The organism is Sphingomonas sp. SRI_018, from assembly GCF_057586275.1.
Window position 1 is genome coordinate 570434 of record NZ_JBYCZO010000001.1, and the last position, 21389, is coordinate 591822.

Annotated in this window: 18 protein-coding genes and 1 tRNA gene; 11 read left to right on the forward strand and 8 right to left on the reverse strand. The window is 67.3% G+C overall.

The features are described 5' to 3' along the window. Nucleotides 1-46 precede the first annotated feature (46 nt). The gene (locus AC2YHA_RS02560; RefSeq protein ID WP_487400256.1) at nt 47-1558 is read left to right on the forward strand and encodes a replicative DNA helicase; all 1512 of its coding nucleotides are present in this window, start codon (nt 47-49) and stop codon (nt 1556-1558) included. A 46-nt stretch (nt 1559-1604) separates the two neighbouring features. Here the strand turns inward: AC2YHA_RS02560 and AC2YHA_RS02565 are convergent, their stop codons facing one another. The 7 genes from AC2YHA_RS02565 to AC2YHA_RS02595 form a co-directional block, all read right to left on the reverse strand. Further along, entirely contained in the window at nt 1605-2369 is a 765-nt protein-coding gene (locus AC2YHA_RS02565) for a phosphoadenylyl-sulfate reductase (RefSeq protein WP_487400257.1), read from the reverse strand. Then, nucleotides 2362-2790: a DUF934 domain-containing protein gene (locus AC2YHA_RS02570; protein WP_487400258.1), complete on the reverse strand. Its 429-nt coding sequence runs from the start codon at nt 2788-2790 to the stop codon at nt 2362-2364. Before AC2YHA_RS02570 ends, AC2YHA_RS02565 begins: the two co-directional genes overlap by 8 nt. Continuing rightward, nucleotides 2783-4417, reverse strand: coding sequence for a nitrite/sulfite reductase (locus tag AC2YHA_RS02575; protein WP_487400259.1), 1635 nt, complete (start codon nt 4415-4417; stop codon nt 2783-2785). Before AC2YHA_RS02575 ends, AC2YHA_RS02570 begins: the two co-directional genes overlap by 8 nt. A gap of 1 nt (nt 4418) precedes the next feature. Further along, complete coding sequence (locus tag AC2YHA_RS02580; protein WP_233783019.1) at nt 4419-4715, reverse strand: DUF2849 domain-containing protein; 297 nt, start codon at nt 4713-4715, stop codon at nt 4419-4421. Beyond that, entirely contained in the window at nt 4712-5500 is a 789-nt protein-coding gene (cobA, locus tag AC2YHA_RS02585; protein ID WP_487400260.1) for a uroporphyrinogen-III C-methyltransferase, read from the reverse strand. Before cobA ends, AC2YHA_RS02580 begins: the two co-directional genes overlap by 4 nt. Before the next feature lie 325 nt (nt 5501-5825). Next, nucleotides 5826-7241 (reverse strand): succinylglutamate-semialdehyde dehydrogenase, encoded by a 1416-nt coding sequence (gene astD, locus AC2YHA_RS02590; protein ID WP_487400261.1) that lies wholly within the window; start codon nt 7239-7241, stop codon nt 5826-5828. A 179-nt stretch (nt 7242-7420) separates the two neighbouring features. Beyond that, entirely contained in the window at nt 7421-8761 is a 1341-nt protein-coding gene (locus AC2YHA_RS02595) for a protein adenylyltransferase SelO family protein (RefSeq protein ID WP_487400262.1), read from the reverse strand. An 18-nt stretch (nt 8762-8779) separates the two neighbouring features. Here AC2YHA_RS02595 and AC2YHA_RS02600 point away from each other — a divergent pair, with 18 nt between their 5' ends. From AC2YHA_RS02600 to AC2YHA_RS02620, 5 genes are all read left to right on the forward strand, one after another. Next, the gene (locus AC2YHA_RS02600) at nt 8780-9685 is read left to right on the forward strand and encodes an alpha/beta fold hydrolase (protein WP_487400263.1); all 906 of its coding nucleotides are present in this window, start codon (nt 8780-8782) and stop codon (nt 9683-9685) included. A gap of 34 nt (nt 9686-9719) precedes the next feature. Further along, nucleotides 9720-10472: an SDR family oxidoreductase gene (locus AC2YHA_RS02605; RefSeq protein ID WP_487400264.1), complete on the forward strand. Its 753-nt coding sequence runs from the start codon at nt 9720-9722 to the stop codon at nt 10470-10472. Then, entirely contained in the window at nt 10469-11587 is a 1119-nt protein-coding gene (locus tag AC2YHA_RS02610) for a glycoside hydrolase family 130 protein (protein ID WP_487400265.1), read from the forward strand. The genes AC2YHA_RS02605 and AC2YHA_RS02610 overlap by 4 nt, the downstream gene beginning before the upstream one ends. 12 nt (nt 11588-11599) lie before the next feature. Beyond that, nucleotides 11600-12109 (forward strand): 2'-5' RNA ligase family protein, encoded by a 510-nt coding sequence (locus AC2YHA_RS02615; protein WP_487400266.1) that lies wholly within the window; start codon nt 11600-11602, stop codon nt 12107-12109. Between the two features lie 40 nt (nt 12110-12149). Further along, nucleotides 12150-12226 (forward strand) — tRNA-Met (locus AC2YHA_RS02620). Nucleotides 12227-12617: 391 nt separating this feature from the next. Here AC2YHA_RS02620 and AC2YHA_RS02625 read toward each other — a convergent pair. Continuing rightward, nucleotides 12618-13346 (reverse strand): FadR/GntR family transcriptional regulator, encoded by a 729-nt coding sequence (locus AC2YHA_RS02625; RefSeq protein ID WP_487400267.1) that lies wholly within the window; start codon nt 13344-13346, stop codon nt 12618-12620. A 183-nt stretch (nt 13347-13529) separates the two neighbouring features. Between AC2YHA_RS02625 and AC2YHA_RS02630 the strand changes: the two genes are divergently transcribed. Genes AC2YHA_RS02630 through AC2YHA_RS02650 form a run of 5 tightly spaced genes read left to right on the forward strand, consistent with a single transcriptional unit; the run spans nt 13530 to nt 21291 of the window. Continuing rightward, nucleotides 13530-16247, forward strand: coding sequence for a TonB-dependent receptor (locus AC2YHA_RS02630; protein ID WP_487400268.1), 2718 nt, complete (start codon nt 13530-13532; stop codon nt 16245-16247). 32 nt (nt 16248-16279) lie between these two features. Beyond that, nucleotides 16280-17959, forward strand: a complete 1680-nt coding sequence (locus AC2YHA_RS02635) for a GH39 family glycosyl hydrolase (protein ID WP_487400269.1) — start codon at nt 16280-16282, stop codon at nt 17957-17959. A gap of 16 nt (nt 17960-17975) precedes the next feature. Then, nucleotides 17976-19247 (forward strand): MFS transporter, encoded by a 1272-nt coding sequence (locus AC2YHA_RS02640; RefSeq protein ID WP_487400270.1) that lies wholly within the window; start codon nt 17976-17978, stop codon nt 19245-19247. Next, complete coding sequence (locus AC2YHA_RS02645) at nt 19244-20422, forward strand: L-rhamnonate dehydratase (protein WP_487400271.1); 1179 nt, start codon at nt 19244-19246, stop codon at nt 20420-20422. Before AC2YHA_RS02640 ends, AC2YHA_RS02645 begins: the two co-directional genes overlap by 4 nt. Next, on the forward strand, nt 20419-21291 hold the full coding sequence (locus tag AC2YHA_RS02650) for an NAD(P)-dependent oxidoreductase (RefSeq protein WP_487400272.1): 873 nt from the start codon (nt 20419-20421) through the stop codon (nt 21289-21291). Before AC2YHA_RS02645 ends, AC2YHA_RS02650 begins: the two co-directional genes overlap by 4 nt. The last annotated feature ends 98 nt before the right edge of the window (nt 21292-21389 follow it).

Sequence of the window (21389 nt, forward strand, 5' to 3'; positions counted from 1 at the left end):
CCCATCAGCGGTTGAGGACGGCGGCCATTGGTGAGATGAGGGCTCGATGGCCACGCTTCTTCACGCCAATGACGCCGCCGCGCCCGCGGCGCAGCAGCTTCCGCAGAATGTGGAGGCCGAGGCGGCGCTGCTCGGCGCGATGATGATCGACAACCGGCTGGCGGACGACATCGTCGACCGGCTGGAGCCGCAGCATTTCCACGAGCCGCTCCACGGCCGCATCTTCGAGGCGATCCGGCGGCTGCGCTCGACCGACCAGCTCGCCACGCCGGTGACGCTGCGCCCGCTGTTCGAGGGCGACGAGGCGATGCGCGAGCTCGGCGGCCCCGCCTATCTCGCCAAGCTGACCGGCAGCGGTGCGGGGCTGATCGGCGCGCGGCAGTTCGCGCAGCAGATCTACGACCTCGCCATGCTGCGCGCGCTGGTGACGGTCGGGCGCGAGCTGGTCGACCGGGCGATGGACACCAGCGAGGAGGTCAATCCGCGCGCACAGATCGAGGCGGCGGAGGCGGCGCTGTTCAACGTCGCGAGTGAGGGCAACGCCGACGGCGCGGTCAAGACCTTTGCCCAGGCGACGACCCAGGCGGTCAAGATGGCCGAGAAGGCGCTGAACGCGGGCGGCGGCCTCTCCGGTGTCACCACCGGCTTCGATTCGATCAACGCGCGTACCGGCGGCCTGCACCATTCGGACCTGATGATCCTCGCCGGCCGTCCCGGCATGGGTAAGACCTCGCTCGCCACCAATATCGCCTTCAACACAGCGCGGCGCTGGATGGACGACATGCGCATCGGCATCCCGCCCGAGCGCTCGACCGGCGCCAAGGTCGCCTTCTTCAGCCTGGAAATGTCGGCCGACCAGCTGGCGACGCGTATCCTGTCGGAGCAGGCGCGGATCAGCTCCGAGGCGCTGCGCATGGGCAAGATCAGCAAGGCCGAGTTCCACCAGCTCGCCGATGCCGCGGCGGACCTGGAGAACCTGCCGCTGTTCATCGACGACACCGCCGGCCTGTCGATCAGCGGCCTGCATACGCGCGTGCGGCGGCTGCAGCGGCGGCAGAACAACGAGATCGGGCTGGTGGTGGTCGATTATCTCCAGCTGCTGTCCGGCAGCGGCCGCGGGTCGAACGACAATCGCGTGCAGGAGATCTCGGAGATTTCGCGCGGCCTCAAGACGCTGGCGAAGGATCTGAACGTGCCGGTGCTGGCGCTCTCCCAGCTCAGCCGCGCGGTCGAGCAGCGCGAGGACAAAAGGCCGCAGCTCTCGGACCTGCGCGAGTCGGGATCAATCGAGCAGGACGCCGACATGGTATGGTTCGTCTATCGCGAGGACTATTACGTCGCCGGGCGCGAGCCTAAGCGGCCAAGGGATGGCGACGATCCCAAGGTGTTCGACGACCACGCCAAATGGGCGCTCGACATGGAGCGGGTGTTCGGCCTCGCCGAGCTGATCATCGCCAAGCAGCGCCACGGCGCGACGGGCAAGGTGATCCTGAAGTTCGAGCCGAACATCACCCGCTTCAGCGACTATGCGGGTGAAAACTACGCGCCGATGGATTGAGCCCGACAAATTCCTCCCCGAGCAAGCTCGGGGAGGTTTCTTGGGATCAGAAGCTCGGCTGATCCGGGTCGCCGTCCTCGACCGCGGTGTGGATGCCGCACTCGGTCTTTTCCCATCCCCGCCAGCGGCCGGCGCGCGGGTCTTCGCCCGGCTTCACCTTGCTGGTGCACGGGGCGCAGCCGATCGAGGCATAGCCTTCGGCCTCCAGCGGGTGGCGGGGAAGGTCATGCTCGGCGAAATAGGCATCGATGTCGGCCTTCGACCAGCTCGCCAGCGGGTTCACCTTCAGCCGATCGCCGTCCAGCTCGAAGCGGGGAAGGGCGGCGCGGGTGCTCGCCTGGAACGCCTTGCGGCCGGTGATGCTGGCGTCGACGCCGACGAGCGCCTTCTCCAGCGGCTTGACCTTGCGCAGCTCGCAGCAGCCGTCGGGGTCGTAGGACCAGCGCAGGCCCGCCTCGTCCCGCGCGGCAAGCTCGGCGGGGTCGGGCGTGATGATGCGCAGGTCGGTCAGGCCCAGGCGCTCGGCGAGCCGGTCGCGATAGGCAAGCGTTTCGGGGAAATGCTTGCCGGTGTCGAGGAACAGCACCGGCACCGTCGGGTCGACGCTGGCGACGAGGTGCAGCAGCACCGCCGATTCGGCGCCGAAGGAGGAAACCAGCGCGACCTCGCCCAGCATGTGCTCGGCGAGCAGGGTGCGAAGCATCGTCGGCGTGTCGGTGCCGCGGAACAGGTTGTTGAGCCTGAGCGCGTCCGCCGCGGTCCAGCGCGGCGCCAGATCGATGCGGTCGAGCTTGCGTGCAGCCTCAGCCATGACGGAGCTTCCACACCGGCACCGCGTCGTCCGCGGCGTGCTGATAGACATAGTCGTAGCGGTTGAGCGCGGCGTCGAGCACCTCCGGGTCGATCTGCGCGTCGGGCGCGAAGCTGTCGAAGCCGCAGCGGCGCATGAACAGCATCTGGTCGACCAGCACGTCCCCGGACGCGCGGATCTCGCCCTTGTAGCCGGCTTCGCGCAGGATTCGCGCCGAGCTGTAGCCGCGCCCGTCGCGGAAGCGCGGGAAGTCGATCTCGACCAGCGCGAGCCGCTCGAGATGCGGGATCAGCAGCCGCGCGTCCTCGCCGGCCTCGATGCGGACGGCGGTGGCGTTGGACTGGCCGAGGAAGGCGTCGATCGAGACCGCCGGCTCGTCGTGCGGCTCGTCGTCGCGGAAGCGCAGGTTGTTCTCAACCATAGATCGCCTCCTTGAATGGCTCGAGCCCGATGCGGCGGTAGGTGTCGATGAAGCGCTCACCCTCAGTTCGCTCGCGTAGGTAGACGTCCGTCGCCTTCTCCACGGCGTCCACCACCCCGTCCTCGTCGAAGCCGGGACCGGTGATCTTGGCCTGCGAGGTATCCTCCGCGCCGGAACCGCCGAGCAGGAGCTGGTAGTTCTCCGTGCCCTTACGGTCGACGCCGAGGATGCCGATGTGGCCGGCGTGGTGATGGCCGCAGGCGTTGATGCAGCCCGAGATCTTGATCTTGAGCTCGCCCAGTTCGAGCTGCCGGTCCATGTCGGCGAAACGCTGCGCGATCTTCTGTGCGACCGGGATCGAGCGGGCGTTGGCGAGGCTGCAATAGTCGAGCCCGGGGCAGGCGATGATGTCCGTCACCAGGTCGAGGTTGACGCTTGCCAGCCCCGCCGCGTCGAGCGCCTGCCAGACGGCATGGAGATCGGCCTTGCGGACGTGCGGCAGCACCAGGTTCTGCGCGTGCGTCGCGCGCAGCTCGTCGAAGCTGTAGCGTTCGGCGAGGTCGGCGACGACCTCCATCTGCTCGGCGGAGATGTCGCCGGGGATGCCGCCGATCGGCTTCAGGCTGATGTTGACGATGGCATAGCCCGGCGCCTTGTGGCGGAGGGTCTGGCGATCAGCCCAGAGCGCGAACTCGGGATCGGAGCGGTCGATCTCGTCGGGCAGGCCGGTCTCGAACGGCGGCGGCGCGAAATAGGCGGCGATGCGGTCGTATTCGGCCTGGGGGAAGTCAGTGCCGAGCGTCAGGAAGTGCTGGAACTCCTCCTCGACCTGGCGACGGAACTCTTCCTCGCCAAGGTCATGTACGAGGATCTTCATACGCTGCTTGTGGATATTGTCGCGGCGCGCATGGCGGTTCCACACGCGCAGCACCGCCTGGAGATAGGAGAAGATCTCGCCCGCGGGCAGGAACTCGCGGATGCGATAGGCGATGATCGGGGTACGGCCCATGCCGCCGCCCGCGAACACCTCGAAGCCCTGCTCGCCCGCCTCGTTCCGGACGATGCGCAGCGCGAAGTCGTGCCAGCGCAGCGCCGCGCGGTCCTCCCCGGCGGCGATCACCGCGATCTTGAACTTGCGCGGCAGGTAGCTGAACTCGGGATGGAAGGTGCTCGCCTGGCGCAGCAGCTCGGCCCAGGGGCGCGGATCGCAGATCTCGTCCGCGGCGGCGCCGGCGTACTGGTCGGCCGAGATGTTGCGGATGCTCTCGCCCGAGGTCTGGATCGCGTGCATCTCGACGGTGGCAAGCTCGGCGAGGATGTCGGGCGCTTCCTCCAGCTTGATCCAGTTGTACTGGATGTTCTGGCGGGTTGTGAAATGGCCGTAGCCGCGGTCGTAGCGGCGCGCGATGTGCGCGAGCTTGCGCATCTGGCGCGAATCGAGCGTCCCATAGGGGATGGCGACGCGCAGCATATAGGCGTGGAGCTGGAGGTAGAGGCCGTTCTTGAGCCGGAGCGGCTTGAACTGGTCGTCGTTCATCGCGCCGGCGATGCGGCGAGCGGTCTGGTCGCGAAATTCCTCGACGCGCGCGTCGACGATCGCCTGGTCGTATTGGTCGTAGCGGTACATGTCAGATCACCCAGCTGCCGGCATTGGGATCGGCCGGCTTGAGCGTGAGGTCGGGGCGAACGGTGGGGCCGAGCGCGCGGATGCGGTCCTTGATGTGCGCGGGGCGGGGACCCTCGGGCGTCATCGTGGCGTCGATGATCACGCCGCCGTTGACGCGGCGCGCGCCCGTCTCCTCGGTCAGGATCGCCTCGCCGTGCTCGCCGACGTCGACGGCGTCCTCGACATGGAGCGACCAGCCTTCGCCGGTCCACCAGATCACCGCGCCGGTGCGCAGGTCGTTTCCGGTCAGGATCTTCACGCAAGCGCCTCCGCGGCCTTGGCCCAGGCGGCCATCTTGTCCTCGGCGTCGGCAAGCATCACCACCTCGCCGACGACGATGATCGCGGGACTCTGCACCTTCTCGCGCTCGACCATCGCGCCGAGGTCCGCGAGCAGCGTCCGCATCGCACGGTGCCCGTCGAGCGTACCCTTCTCGATCACCGCCACCGGCATGTCCGGGGCGACGCCGTCGGCGATCAGCTTGTCGGCGATGTCGGGGCAGGTCGCGACGCCCATGTAGATGACGAGCGTGCGGCCCTTGCCGGCGAGGCCCGACCAGTCCTGGTCCTTGAGCCCCTTGCACTGGCCGGCGACGAAGCTGACCGCGCTCGACCAGTCGCGATGGGTGAGCGGCAGCATCGCCTCCGCCGCGCAGCCGAGCGCCGCCGAGACGCCGGGGACCACCTCGACGGGCAGGCCGGCGGCGCGCACCGCCTCCACTTCCTCGCCGCCGCGGCCGAAGATGAAGGGGTCGCCGCCCTTGAGGCGGACGACGATCGCGCCGGCCTTCACATGCGCGATGATCAGCGCGTTGATCGATTCCTGCGGCAGCGTATGCCGGGCGCGGCGCTTGGCGACCGAGATGCGGTGCGCGTGGGGCGGCGCCATGTCGAGCACGCGCAGGTCGATGAGGCCGTCGTGCACGACGACGTCGGCCTGGCGCAGCGCCTGGACGGCACGGATGGTGAGCAGCCCCGGATCGCCGGGGCCGGCACCGACGAGGATCACGCGCCCGCGCGCGTTGGGGTCGAGTAGCGTCGCCATGGCGGCCAGATGGGCCGGAGCGGCGTCGGCGGCAACGCAGGGATGCTTGAGGCCAGCCTAGCCGAGCTTTTGCGCTAGGGCCGATCGACATTCAGCCTCTGCCCTCTCCCCTCCTCAAGGAGGGGAGAGGGTTGCGTAGACTTAGCGGCTGCGGAGCAGGCGCTTAGTCGGAGCTGGGAGAGGGGTGGGCGGCTGCGGAGCAGGCGCTCGGCGCTTCGCGCCGATCTACCCCTCTCCCAACCTCCGCTAGGCGCTAAAGCGCCAAGCTGCGGTAACCCTCTCCCCTATCAAGGGGAGAGGGCAAAAGGCCGAATGTCGATCCATCTTACGCGTCCCTGAGGCCGATGCCGATCGCGGCGCGGGCCTGATCGGCCTCGTTCGACGCCACGGGATAGGCGCAATAGTCGGCGGCGTAATAGGCGCTGGGGCGGTGATTGCCCGACCAGCCGATGCCGCCGAACGGCGCGGCCGAGCTGGCGCCGTTGGTCGGCTTGTTCCAGTTGACGATGCCAGCGCGGATATTGGCCCAGAAACGGTCGTAGAGCGCCGGGTCCTGGCTGATCAGCGACGCCGAGAGGCCGTAGCGGGTGGCGTTCGCCTCGGCGATCGCCTCGTCGAAGTCGGTCGCGCGGATCACCTGGAGGACCGGGCCGAACAGCTCGACGTCGGGCCGCTCCTTCGCCTCGGTCATGTCGACGATGCCGGGGGTGAGGAAGGGGCGCCCCTCGATCGGCCGCTCCATGTAACGCAGCGGTCGTCCGCCCATCGCCGAGAGCGCGAGGAAGCTTTCGGTCAGCATGTCGGCGGTGTCGTTGTCGATCACCGGACCCATGAAGGGCTGCGGGTCGGCGTGCGGATCGCCGATGATCAGGCGGTTGGCGAGCTTGGTGACCTCGGCGAGCAGCGGCTCGTACAGCTTCTCGTCGACGATCAGCCGGCGCGCGGCGGTGCAGCGCTGGCCGGCGGTGGTGAAGGCCGATTGCACCACCAGCACCGCGGCCGAATAGAGGTCGGGCGTATCCCACACCACGATCGGGTTGTTGCCGCCCATCTCCAGCGCCAGGATCTTCTCCGGCTTGTCGGCGAAGGCGCGGTTGAGCGCGAGGCCGGTCCGCGCCGACCCGGTGAAGAGCAGCCCGTCGATGCCGTCGTGCGCCGCGAGCGCCTTGCCCTCGTCCGGCCCGCCGATCACCAGCCGCACGCAGCCGTCGGGCACGCCGGCCGCGTGGTAGCATTCGACCAGGAACTCGCCGGTGGCCGGCGTCTTCTCCGAGGGCTTGAACACCACCGCATTGCCCGCGAGCAGCGCCGGGACGATGTGGCCGTTGGGCAGGTGCGCCGGGAAGTTATACGGCCCGAGCACCGCCAGCACCCCGTGCGGCTTGTGGCGGAGCGCGGTGCGGGCGCCCATCGCGCCCTCGCTGCGGCGCTGGCCGGTGCGCTCGGAATAGGCGTTGATCGAGATGTCGACCTTGTTGATCACGGTCTCGACCTCGGTGCGCGCTTCCCATAGCGGCTTGCCGGTCTCGCGCGCGATCAGGTCGGCGAAGGCATCTGTCTTGCTCCGCACGACATTGGCGAAGCGGCGCAGCGTCTCGACGCGATAGGCATGGGGGCGCGCCGCCCATTCGGCCCAGCTCGCGCGGGCGCGCTCCACTTCGGCATCGACGTCGCTGGGTCCGCGCCGCCACAACACGGCGCCGGTTGCGGGTTCGGTGGAGACGATCTCTTGGCCGGCCATCATCGCCTCCTGCCGGGATTCGGAAGCGATGCCAAGGGGCAGCTCATTCCTCCCCGGCACGGGGAGGGGGACCGCCGCCGAAGGCGGTGGTGGAGGGGGTCCGCCATTGACGACACCGTTTGGGGGAGGGCCCCCTCCACCAGCCTTCGGCTGGTCCCCTCCCCGTGCCGGGGAGGAGCCTAGGCAAGTGCCTTCCCCAGCCGCCTGACCTCGGCGATCTTGGCATGGAGCGGCGCCCAGTCGTCGCGCTGGTCGATCGCGGACCAGATCGTCTCGACCTCGTCGATCAGCATCGAGCAGGGCTCGCCGTCCCAATAGGGGGTGCGGGCTTTGCGCGGCCGATAGCCGGCGATGGCGGCGCGCGCCGCGTCGAAGGCGGTGTCGGCGGGCAGCGTTCCGCCGAAGCTGCGGTGGAAGAAGGTATCGATGCCCATGCCGGACGCGCGAAGGCCCCGTTCGATGGCCTCGACCAGCGCATGATCGTCGCCGGAGTCGCGCGGCTCGACGCCCAGCCGCCACAGCAGCGCCCGCGTCACCTCCGCCTGGTAGCGCTCCGGGAAGGTCTCCAGCACGGCGATCATCGGCTCGGCCTCCGCGATCGTGCGCAGCGCCACGGCCAGCTGCATCGCGTCCCAGTGGATCGCCCCCGGCTGCCGGCCGAAGGCGTAAAGGCCGGCATGGTCGAAATAGGCGGCGGTGAAGCCGGGGTCCCAGGTCGGCGCGAACCGCCACGGGCCGTAGTCGAAGCTCTCGCCGGTGACGTTGATGTTGTCGGAGTTGAGCACCCCGTGGACGAATCCCGCCGCCATGTAGCTCGCCGCCAGCCGCGCGGTGCGGCCGACGACATTGTCGAGCATGCGCACCGGATCGCCGGGCGACTCGCCGTGGAGGTGGACCAGCACATAGTCGACCAGCCGCCGCATGGCGTCGGCATCGCGGAAATAGGCGAGCCGCTGGAAGGTGCCGATGCGGATATGGCCGTGGCTGAGCCGCACCAGCACCGAGGAGCGGGTAGGGGAGGGCTCGTCGCCCCGGGTCAGCGCCTCGCCGGTCTCGATCAGCGAGAAGCTGCGCGAGGTTTCGACGCCAAGGGCCTGCAGCATCTCGGTCGCCAGGATCTCGCGCACGCCGCCCTTGAGCGTCAGCCGGCCGTCGCCGAAGCGGCTCCACGGCGTCTGCCCCGATCCCTTGGTGCCGAGGTCCATCAGCCGTCCCGCCGAATCGCTGAGCTGCGCGAAGGTGAAGCCCCGCCCGTCGCCGATATCGGGGTTGTACACGCGGAACTGATGCCCGTGATAGCGCAGCGCCAGCGGTTCGGTCAGGCTGCCGGGGATCGGCTCGAACCGGCCGAAATGGGCGATCCACTGCGCGTCGGTGAGCGAATCGAGCCCGACCTCCGCCGCGGCGCGGTCGTTGCGGAAGCGCAGGACCGTCTCGGGAAAGCGCGCCGGCACGACGCGGTCGTAAAATTCGTCCCCGAGCTCGAGGATCGTCGCTTCCGGTTGCGGGAGGGCGGTCATGCGGCGATATGGGGAAGGATGGCGGATCGGCGCAACCTCGACGGATACCAGGACGGCTATTGGTGGTCGAAGGACGGGGTGCGGCTGCATTACCGCGATTACGGCCATGCCAACGCGGTGAACGGACGGCCGCCGATCCTGTGCTTCGCAGGGCTGACCCGCAACGCGCGCGATTACGCGAACGTCGCCGAGCGGCTGTCCGGCGATTGGCGGGTGATCGCGGTCGATTTCCGCGGTCGCGGCGAGAGCGGCTATGCCGCCGACCCGATGAGCTATGTCCCGCTCACCTATCTCCAGGACGTGGAGGCGCTGCTCGAGCACCTATCGATCGAGCGGTTCGTGGCGTTCGGCACCTCGCTCGGCGGCATCGTGACGATGCTGCTCGCCAGCGCCGAGCGCCAGCGCATCGCCGGGGTGCTGCTCAATGACGTGGGGCCGGAGCTCGACCCCGCCGGCCTCGCGCGCATCCGCGGCTATGTCGGCAAGGCGGCGTGGCACCCGACCTGGATGCATGCCGCCCGCGCGCTGGCCGAGGCGAATGCCGACGTCCACCCGCGCTTCGACATCGAGGATTGGCTGGCGATGGCGAAGCGGCTGTTCCGGCTCAACTCGGCGGGGCGCATCGTGCTCGACTATGACATGAAGATCGCCGAGCCCTTCCGCGTGCCAGGCAACGAGGCGGGGCCCGACATGTGGCGCACGCTCGATGCGCTCGCCGGGCGGCCGGTGCTGCTGGTGCGCGGCGAGACGTCGGACATATTGAGCGCCAGGACGGCGGACGCGATGATCCTGCGCCTCGGCCAGCGCGCGGAGCTGGTGACGGTGCCCGACTGCGGCCATGCCCCCACGCTCGACGAGCCGGAGGTGTCGGCGGCGATCGATCGGCTGCTCGACAAGATTTCCGCGGAACCGGTCGCCGCCTGAACCGTCGTTGCGGGGTATTGCGAGGAGCTCCCCAATGACCAGCCTGTCCGATGCGCATACCGCGGTCACCAGCCTCAAGGGCAAGCGCGCGCTCGTCACCGGCGGGAGCAAGGGCATCGGCCGTGCCATCGCGGTGCTGCTCGCCTCGGAGGGCGCGCGCGTCCACATCTGCGGGCGCGACGAAGAGGCTCTCCAGGACGCTCTGACGCGCATCGACGAGGTGGGGGAGGGCGACGGCGTCGCCATCGACCTGGCCGAGCGCGGGGCGCCCGCGCGCTATGTCGACGAAGCGGTGAAATGGCTGGGCGGGCTCGACATCGCGGTGATCAACGCCGCCATCGCCGCCGACGGCCTGGCCGACACCAGCGCCGAGGAGCTCGACTATGTCGTCGCGACCGACTTCGCCGCCTATTATGCGACCGCCCACGCCGCGGTCCGGCACATCACCGAAGGGGACGTCATCCTGATCGGCTCGACCTCCGCTCATTCGCTATCGCCTAACTCGACCGTCTATGCCGGCATCAAGGCGGGCATCGCCGGTTTCGCGGAGGCCCTGACCAAGGAGGTGGGGGCGAAGGGCATCCGCGTCTCGCTGATCGAGCCGGGCATGACCGGCTCCGACATGCAGAGCCCCGATATCCCGCCCGACCAGCAGGCGAAGCTGATCAACGAGGACAAGATGCTGCGCGCCGAGGACATCGCCGTTGCCGCCCATTTCATGCTGACTCAGCCGCGGCGGACGGTGGTGATGCAGATGGCGGTGGTGCCGAGGCTGCAGGAGGCATGAGCTTCCCCGTCGACCGGCTGGTCCTCACTCCGGCCGACATCGATCTCTCCCGTTCGCCGCTCGCTGGCCATCTCGGCGCGGAGACCTATGTGCTCGGCGCCTTCAACCCCGGCCTGACGCGGCTCGCCAACGGCAATCTGCTGATGGTGGTGCGGATCGCCGAGGCGCTGCGCGAGCCGATCCGTGCCGGCAACATCCACTCGATCCGGTGGAGCGAGGGCCGATATACGCTCGATGCCTGGCCGCTCGACCTGGTCGACACCAGTGATCCCCGCAAGTTCATGATGCGCGGCGGCGGATGGAAGGTGATGGCGCTGACCTCGCTCTCCTGGCTGCTGCCGGTCGAGCTGTCGCCGGACGGGCTAGAGGTCGAGGCGATCCACTACGACCGCGCGATCCACCCGCGCGAGCCCTATCAATGCTATGGCGTCGAGGACGCGCGGATCAGCAGGGTCGGCGATCGCTATCTGATGACCACCTGCTCGGTGAGTCCCGAGCGGCATTCGACCACCCTCTACACCTCCGACGACGCGCTCGACTGGACGCTGGAGGGCATCGTCCTCGATCATCAGAACAAGGACATGCTGATCTTCGAAGGGTTGGTCGACGGCAGGTACTGGGCGCAGACGCGGCCGCTCGGCGATCTCTATTTCGCCTATCCGCCGGGCAGCGAGTGGCGGGCGGGGCCGTCGATCAATCTCGCGACCTCGCCCGATGCATTGCACTGGAAGCCCCACGACCGGCCCGGCATCCGCCCGCACTCCGGCACCGTCGCCACCGCCAGGATCGGCGGAGGCACGCCGCCCATCCTCACCGACCGCGGCTGGCTGAGCCTGTGGCACGGCGTCGAGCCGCTCGGCGTGGTCGGCATCTACCGCACCTATTGGTCGCTGATGGACAGGGACGATCCCGCCCGGCTGGTTGCGACCGAGCATGCGCCGCTGCTCGAAGCCTCGCCGGCGCTCACGGAGCCGCTCAAGGCGCTGATGTATATCGACAATGTCGTGTTCACGACGGGGATCGCCGATGCGGGCGATCATTATGTCGTCGCCAGCGGGGAGGCGGACCTCGCTTGCCGGATCACGCACATCCCGAAGCAGGCGTTCGGCCTTTAGCGCGAGAGGGACGTGACGGCGCCGGCTCCGATCATCGTCACCGCTCTCTTCGGTGCGCAGGATTTCGCCTGGCTGGATGGCTTCCGCCGCCGTCACTATCCGGCGGAGCGTAACCGCGTGCCGGCGCATCTCACGCTCTTCCATCACCTCGCGCCCGACCTGGCGCCGGAACTCAGGCAGCGCCTCGCCGCCGCCACCCGCGGCCAGCCGGCGCCGCGCGCCTGGATCGCGGGCGTGCTCGACATGGATGGCGGTGTGGGTCTCCGGGTTGAATCGCCCGAGCTCGAGGCGATCCGGGCCGATCTCGCCGAAGCGTTCGGCGCGATGCTGATGCCCCAGGATCGCGCCGGCTGGCGCCCGCACGTCACCGTTCAGAACAAGGTCGCGCCTGCCGAGGCACGGACGCTGCGTGCCCGGCTCGCCGCCGACATCGCCCGCAGGCCGCTCGCGATCGCCGGCCTGGCGGCTTGGCATTATCGTGGCGGCCCGTGGGAGCCGCTGTCCCGTCACATGTTCGCTTGACCGACGCCATACCCCCGCCTATGTGCCCCGGCCTGCCTGGGGCGGAGTAGCTCAGCTGGTTAGAGCAGCGGAATCATAATCCGCGTGTCGGGGGTTCAAGTCCCTCCTCCGCTACCAGGGCCGGATTTTCCCGATTTGTTCAGTTCGTCCCTTGGCGCCATGGACCAGGCGAAGCTCTGCCTGGAGCATGCCGGGACCCTCGTCCGCCAGAATCTCGGTCGCCGCCGCGACCGCGAGGCAACCGGCGAACGCGCTAGACGCGCCGCTTGCCTCTCCGACATCGCGGCGCTGGCCCGGCCATGGATGAGCCGGGTCTGATCCTCGACATCGAGATTGAACCGGATTTGCCCGACGCATGATGTGACTCCCTCGGATTGCGGAGGGCGCGGCTTCAATGCGGGCAATGCGACGGGCGGTAATACGGCCATAGCTCGTACCGGACCGGGCCTCGCTTCAGGCAGGTGCCAATCTAGTATGAGAAACAGATCGGCACGAGTTTGTCGGGCCGTCACAACATGCCGGCGTCGCGAGAGGCATTGTGGATGAGCGCCAGCATCTTCAGCCGTGCTTCCTCCGCGTCTCCACGGACGATCGCGTCGAACACGGCGTCATGGTCCGGCATGGGATCGCGGGATTCCTGCCGCTCGTCGCGTGCGAAACGCGTCGTCCATGCCACCACCGCCGTTACGGATGTCGCCAAGGTGATGAGCGATTCGTTCCGCGCGGCGAACAGGACGAGCCGGTGGAAACTTTGATCTGCGGCTCTTCCCTCAGCAGTTTTCAGGCCGAACCGGCGCATCTCCTCCAGCGCATGACCCATTTTCGAGATGTCCTGCACATCGCGGCGAAGCGCGGCAAATTGCGCCGCCGCAGGCTCCACCACCATGCGTAGATCGAATATGTCGCGGAGGAATTCGGGCGTCGGGCCGGCTTCGAACATCCAGGCCAGCACGTCCAGGTCCAGCATGTTCCAGCGCGACCGCTCGTTGATGCGGGTGCCGCTCTTGGTGCGACTATAGACCAGCCCCTTGGCCGACAGGACCCGCACCGCTTCCCGATAGGCCGTGCGCGACACGCCTTGCTCGGCGCTGTAGCGTTCCTCGCCCGGCAGCATTTCCCCGGGCTGATATCGGCCACTGACGATAGCGACGCCCAGATCGTGCGCGATCCGGTCATGGATTGCCCGCGTGGCGCGCGCCGCCGCACGCGCCAGGGGGTGATCGTCCATAACGTTCATCGCCCTTCCGTCTGCTGTCTCCATCGGCCCGTCAAGCCCATCCTTTGCGCAGGAGTCGATCTAGTATGAGAAAAAATGCCCATTTCCGCGCGGTATGGGCCAAAATGAAGGATTCTGGCTTGAATTGCGCTGAGAATCGGCTCATCTGGTATGAGAAATAGAAAAACTTGAGGGGAGGGAGACATGAAATCCGGGTTCAAGCCGCATCATATATCGGCCGTCGCGCTTCTGTTCGCGCAGGCCGCCGTCGCACAGGCGCAGGATGTCGAGCCTCAGGCTACGGCGGACAAGGAGGCGCAGGAGCCTGCCGCGGTGAGCGCCGACGACATCGTCGTCACCGGCATGCGCGCCAGCCTGTCCTCTGCCCAGAACATCAAACGCAATGCCCGGCAGCTGGTAGATTCCGTCGTGGCGGAGGATATCGGCAAGCTGCCGGACAATAATGTGGTCGAAGCGCTGCAGCGCGTGCCGGGCATCCAGGTGTCGCCCCGCGCCCGTGGCGAGTCCGCCACGGTGCTGATCCGCGGCCTGCCGGACGTGGTGACCCTGATCAACGGCCGCAACATCTTCAGCACGACCGGCCGCTCTCTTTCGCTCGCGGATGTGCCGGCGGATCTGGTGTCGGGCGTGGATGTCTACAAATCGCGCTCGGCCGACCAATTGGAAGGCGGCATTGCCGGCCTCATCAACGTCCGCACCCGGCGTCCTTTCGATTTCAAGGGGTTTGAAGTCGCGCTGGCGGGCCGCCAAGTCTACAGCGAGCAGCCCGACAAGATCGATCCCTATGTCAGCGCGCTTATCAGCAACCGCTGGTCGACCGGCATCGGCGAGATCGGCGCGCTGGTGAGCGTATCCTATCACAAGACCCGATATCGGGACGAGACCATCTTTAGCGGCGGCTATTTCGGCTATAATCCGGACAATAGCCGCGCGCCTTATACGCCCGGCGTGCCGCTCGACCCGCGGGGTAGCAGTCCAATCGATCCCCGGGTGTTCCGTACGGATGTGATCGGCGCCTTCGACCGGATCGGTACGCGCACGCGTCCGGCGGTCAACGCCACGCTGCAATGGGCGCCCGACGACCGGCTGACGATCCATGCCGACGGCCTGTTCTACGGCTATCGCGAGCGCGGCAACGGCAACCAGAATTTCACGTCGATGAACGGCACGCTACTGTCGCCGCTGCAATTCGTGGGCGACACCAAGCTGGTCGAATCGCTCAGCATCGCCAACGGCCGCGTCGCCAATTTCGGTAACGCCTACAAGAACAAGGCTGACCGCTGGCAGGGCGCGCTTGGCGCCGACTGGGAGGCCGGCGACTGGAAGGCTGCGACCGAGTTTTCCTACACACGATCGAAGGCGACCGACATCGGCAATAATCTGGATGTGGACTTCATCGCGTCCCGTACCGATGCCGTGTTCAACGACGGATCGGGGACGCCCCACTTCACCTTGCCCAACGACGATCCCGCCGATCCGTCGCGCTATTATCTCTCGCGCCTGTCGACCACACGGACGATCGGCGACGGCACGGAGCTGGCCTGGCGCGGCGACCTGTCCTACCGCTCGCCTTTCCTGATCTTCTCCGGCCTGGATGCCGGAGTCCGCCTCAGCAAGCGCGACGCGAAGTCGGACAGCTTCACCCAGACCGTGAACTGTTCCCCGACCGGCGCGGTCAAATGCTATGATATCAAGGCGGCCAGCCTGCCGGGGCTGATGACGGTGACGCCGGGTGATTTCTACGCGGGCACGCGGCCATACATGCGCCGATGGGCGACGCCTGCCACCGATTATCTGCTGAACGACATCGGTACGCTGCGCCAGCTGTTCGGCCTGGCGCCGGACGATCCCGCTTTCCAGGATACCCAGCATTTCGACATCACCGAGAAGAATTACGCCGGCTATGGGCAGGCCAATATCGAGGCCGGCCGGTTGGACGGACAGATGGGCGTGCGCGTCATCCGCACCGACATCACCTCCAGCGCCTTCCTGGTGCTGCGCGGCGCGACCTCGCCGGTCACCATCCGCAACAAGAGCACCGACGTGCTGCCCAGCCTGGCGCTACGCTACAAGCTGAAGGACAATCTGTTCCTGCGCCTTGCCGCCAGCAAGACCATCACTCGGCCAAGCTTCGCCCAGCTCAATCCGGCGCTCACCTTGACGCCGCCGATACCGGGGCAGCAGCCTTTCGGCCGGGGCACCAGCGGGAATGCCGATCTGAAGCCGATCCGGTCGGACAATTACGACCTGTCGCTCGAATGGTATATCGACCGCTCCAGCTCGATCACCGCGACGATCTTCCGCCGCGACGTCACCGGCTTCATCCAGTCGGTCACCAGCAATTTCGACATCGACTATCTGGGCGCCGACAATGGCGTCTATCAGATCACCCGTCCGGAAAACTCCGGCTCGGGCCGGCTGCAGGGCATAGAGGGCGGCTTCACCGTCTTTCCCAAGGGGTTGCCGACCTGGCTGGACGGCGTGGGCGTCAGTGCGAACGGCACCTATATCGACGGCAAGAACACCGCCTTGTCGCCGCTGCCGGGCGTCACCGGCTACATGGACATACCGTTCCAGAATGTCTCAAAATATTCCGCCACGGGCACGCTGATCTACGAAAAGGGCGGCTTTTCCGGCCGCGCCTCCTACGTCTGGCGCGACAAGTATAATGGCGGCCTGCATTTCACCGGGGTCAACCCCAATTTCATCACCAACGGGCAGATCAGCAACCTCGACCTGTCCTTCTCTTACGAGATCAATCCCAAATTCACCGTCGTGTTCGATGCGACCAATGTGCTGAAGAATCTCTACCAGACTTCGTTCAACGATCCCCGTCTCTTCCCGCGCGATACGGTTCTCTACACACGCACCTTTGCCTTCGGGTTCCGGGCGAAACTCTAATGACCGCCATGCCAGTTTCGAGAGGATATGCCATGATGATTTCGCGGGTGATCGCCTCCTTGTCGGCGCTGATGGCGCTGCCGCAGATGGCGCAGGCGCAAGAGGAACGACAGGTTGCGATCAGCGTGGACGCGAGCAAGCCGGCAGGCGAGCTGCCGCCCGTCTGGCGCTTCTTCGGCGCGGACGAGCCGAACTATGCGACGATGAAGGACGGCCGCAAATTGCTGGTCGAACTGGGGGAGTTGAAGAAGGGCGAGGTCTTCTTTCGTGCTCATAATCTGTTGAGCAGCGGCGACGGCACCCCCGCGTTCAAATGGGGCAGCAGCAACGCCTATACGGAAACGAAGGACGGCAAGCCGGTCTACGACTGGAGGGTGCTGGACGGCATCATCGACACCTACCTTGCGCGCGGAGTGCGGCCCTATCTGCAGATCGGCTTCATGCCGGAGGCCATGTCGAGCGCGCCGGCCGGGACGCCCTATCAGCATAGCTGGCGACCGGGCTTTTCCTATAATCTGATCGAGGGCGGCTGGAACTATCCGCCGAAGGATTACGCCAAGTGGGGCGAGCTCGTCTATCAATGGACGCTCCACAATATCGAGCGCTATGGCCGGGCCGAGGTCGAACGGTGGTATTTCGAGGTCTGGAACGAACCTAACGGATCGTCCTACTGGAAGGGGACGCCGGAGGAATTCTACAAGCTGCATGACTATGCGGTCGATGCGGTGCGCCGCGCGCTGCCGACCGCACGGGTCGGAGGACCGGACGTCGCCGGGGCGGGCGGCGCCTTCATGGACGGCTTCCTGAAACATGTGTCGTCTGGGAAAAACTATGCGACGGGCCGGACCGGCACGCCCACGGACTTCCTGTCCTTCCACGCCAAGGGCAGGCCTGTCTTCGTCGACGGCCATGTTCGCATGGGGATCGCCACCCATTTGCAGGAGGCGGATCGCGGCTTCACCAAGGTGCTGTCGATCCCGTCGCTGGCGACCAAGCCGGTAGTCATCGGCGAAAGCGACCCGGAGGGCTGCGCCGCCTGTCCGGGACCGCAGAACGCCTATCGCAACGGCACCATGTATTCGAGCTACACCGCGGCCAGCTTCGCGCGCATTTGGGAACTGGCGGAGCGGCGGAAGGTCAATCTGGAAGGTGTCCTATCCTGGTCCTTCGAGTTCGAGGATCAGCCATGGTTCGCGGGCTATCGCCAACTGTCCACCAACGGTGTGGACTTGCCGGTGCTCAATGTCTTCCGCATGTTCGCCCGGCTGGGCGAAACGAAGCTCGCGACCACCAACGGCGCCCAGATTCCGCTCGATCAGGCGATGGCGAACGGCATTCAGGGCGAGGCGGACATCGGGTCGATCGCCACGCGCACGGCGGACGGCAAGGTCGCGCTGCTGCTCTGGCACTATCATGACGACGATGTCGCGGGGCCGGACGCACGCGTGAGGATCAACCTGAAGGGCCTCAAGGCCGTACCCGCCGCCGCGACGCTGTGGCGTGTCGACGGCGACCATGCCAACGCCTTCACTGCCTGGAAGAAGATGGGGTCGCCCCAATCGCCCAACCAGGATCAATATGCGCAGCTCGAAGCCGCGTCGCGCATGCAGGCGGAAGATGTCGCCGTGACCGGCGGCGCGCGGGGGGCAGCGACGGTCGATCTGCGCCTGCCGCGTCAGGGCGTCGCCCTGCTGATGCTCGACGCGAAGTAAGCGGATACGCGGCGCGATGACGCGGAACGAGGCAGGAGAGCGGCTGCACGCGGGGCGCTGGGCGATCGCGGCGATGATCACCGTCGCCATCGCCATCAGCTACCTCGATCGCCAGACCCTGCCCTGGGCGATCAAGCATATCGAGGCCGACATCCCGATCGGCAACCAGACGAAAGCGCTCCTCGATTCCGCGTTCCTCGCGACCTATGGCCTCATGTACCTGGGGGGCGGCTGGCTGCTGGACCGGGTGGGGACGCGGGCCGGTTTCCTGGCGATCATGATCTTCTGGTCGCTCGCCTGCGCCAGCCACGGTCTGGCGGGCGGTATCGCGGCGCTGGTCGTCAGCCGTCTGGCCCTGGGCGTAGGGGAGGGCGGGGGCTTCCCGGCCGCGACCCGCGCCATCGCCGAATGGTTCGCGCCGCGGCATCGGTCGGCCGCGATGGGGCTGGTCAATGCCGGGACGGCGCTGGGCGCCGTGGCCGCGCCGCCGCTGATCGCCGGCATCCTGGCCTATGGCCATTGGTTCGATCTGGCGAGCTGGCGGTGGGTCTTCTTCATCACCGGCTGCCTCGGCCTCGCCTGGGCGCTCTGGTGGTTCCTGACCTATCGCACGCCGCCGGGAGAGGACGCGGGTGACGGCCTGACCGACGGGCCGGGGCTGACGGTCGCTTCGCTTCTATCGCGCCGCGAGGTGCTCGGCATCGTCGGCGCCAAGTTCCTGAGCGACGGCGCTTGGTATTTCTATCTCTTCTGGCTGCCCAAATATCTGTTCGAGGCCCATGGCTTCGACCTGAAGCAGGCGGCGACGATCGGCTGGATACCCTATGCGGCCTCGGGCGTGGGCAGCCTGTGCGGCGGCTGGCTGTCCAGCCGTCTGCTTTCCTCCGGCTGGTCGGTCGACGCCGCGCGCAAGATCGCGCTTGGGCTCAGCGCCGCCTGCATGCCCTGGGTGATGCTGGCGCCCGCCACCGCTTCCGTCGCCGCGGTGATCGCCATCTTCAGCCTCGCCTTCTTCGGCCAGCAGAGCTGGTCCACCCTCGTCATGACGCTGCCGACCGATCTCGTGCCGCGCAGCGCATTGGGCCGCCTGGCCGGGCTGGTCGGCCTGGGCGGCGCGTTCGGCGGCATCGTCATGGGGCAGGCGGCGGGATGGGCGCTCGACATCGGGCTTGGCTATGCGCCGGTGCTGGTCGTCGCCGCCAGCCTGCACGTCGCCGCCTTCGCGCTCATCTGCCTTGCCATTCCTCGCATTTCGCAACTCGATTTCACCGGAAAGGTCCTGCCTTGAAGATCACCGAGATCCGTACGCGCGTCGTCCAGTGGGAAGGCGATACCGTGCCGTTGCCGCCGCATTTCTGCACCAATCCGATGGATCTCGTCTCGCCGCTGCTGACGCGCGAGACGATGGGGACCTTCACCTTCCATGGCTGGCTGATCGTGGAGATCTTCACCGACCAGGGCCTCGTCGGCATCGGCAACGCGGCGCTCGCCCCGCTGGTGACGAAGCAGCTGATCGACCTTCACCTCGCTCCGCTGCTGATCGGGCAGAACCCGTGGGACAGCGAGTTCCTGTGGCAGCACATGTACCGCAAGACGATGGCCTTCGGGCGCAAGGGCGTGGCGATGGTCGCCATCTCCGCGCTCGACATCGCCATCTGGGACCTGATGGGCAAGGCGGCGAAACAGCCCTGCTATCGCCTGCTGGGCGGCCGGACCAAGGCGAAGATCCCCGTCTACGCCAGCCGCCTCTATTCGATCCCGCTCGATGCGCTGGCCGAGGAGGCCGCCCGCTACAAGGCCCAGGGCTACAAGGCGATGAAGCTGCGTTTCGGCTGGGGGCCGGTCGACGGCGCGGACGGCATGGCCCGCAACGTCGAGCTGATCCGCACCGTGCGGGAGGCCGTGGGCGACGAGATCGACGTCATGGCCGACGCCTATATGGGCTGGAGCCTCGACTATGCGAAGCGGATGATGCGCCTCATCGAGCCGTATAATCTCCGCTGGCTCGAAGAGGCGATCATCCCCGACGACATCAACGGCTATCATGAGCTGCGCCGTTTCGGCACCACGCCGATCGCGGCGGGCGAGCACGAGTTCACCAGCTACGGCTTCCGCCAGATGATCGAGGCGAAAGCGCTCGACTATTTCCAGTTCGACACCAACCGGGTGGGCGGCATCACCGCCGCGCGCAAGATCCAGGCGCTGGCCGAGGCCTATTCCATCCCCGTTGTCCCTCACGCGGGTCAGATGCACAATTATCATGTCGTGATGGCCAGCCTGAATTCGCCGATCGCGGAATATTTCCCGATGGTCGACGTGGAGGTCGGCAACGAGCTGTTCTGGTATATCTTCAAGGGGGAGCCGCAGGCGGTGGACGGTCATATCGATCTGGACGACGATCTGCCGGGCCTGGGCCTCGAGATCGACGAAGCCGCCCTCTCGCGTTTCAAGGTGATCGGATGACCAAGGAAAAAATAGCGGTCCTGGGTCTGGGCATCATGGGCTCGGGTATGGCGCGGCAGCTGCTGGCGGCCGGCTTCGACGTTACGGTGTGGAACCGCAGTCCCGGAAAGGCGGCACCCTTGACGCAGGCCGGCGCACGCGCCGCCGCCACGCCGGCCGAGGCGGTGGCGGATGCCGCAATCGTCGTCGCCATGCTTGCCGACGACAGCGTCTCGCGCGCGGTCTGGATGGGCGAGGGTGGGGCACTGGCGGCGATGGCACCGGGTGCGATCGCGATCGAATCCAGCACCCTGACCGGCGCCTGGATCGCGGACCTCGCGCAGGCGGCATCCGCGCGCGGCGTCCGCTTTCTCGAGGCGCCGGTGACCGGCAGCCGCGACCAGGCAGCGCAGGGCGCGCTCCGGTTCCTCGTCGGTGGGGAGGCCGATGTCGTCGCCGCGGCGCGCGGCGTCTTCGACGCGATGGGCAGCGCGCTCGTCCATCTGGGACCGGTCGGCAGCGCGGCGACCGTCAAGTTGGCGAACAATTATCTCTGCGGAGTCCAGGCGGCCTCCTTGGCCGAGGCGGTTGCCTTGTTCGAGAAGCGAGGGCTGGATGTCGAACAGGCCATGTCCATTCTGACCGACGGCGCGCCGGCCAGTCCGATGGTGAAGGCGGTTGGCCGCCGGATGCTCGACCACGACTATGCCCCTCATTTCCTTGTGCCGTTGATGGCCAAGGACTTGGGCTATGCCGCGCAGACCATGGCCTCTGCCGGCATCCGGTCCTCCATCGCGGAGGCCGCACGGCAGCGGTTCCTGGAGGCGGATGCCGCAGGGGAAGGGCATCGAGATATCGCCGCGATCGTGGAGCCGCTCCGGCGGACGTGAATGAGGCCCTGGCGTTGATGCGCTCGGCGGCTCACCGCAATCGATAAGGGCGGACCGGCTGTTCCGTCGGGGGAGATGACTGTCGCCGGGTCGACAGC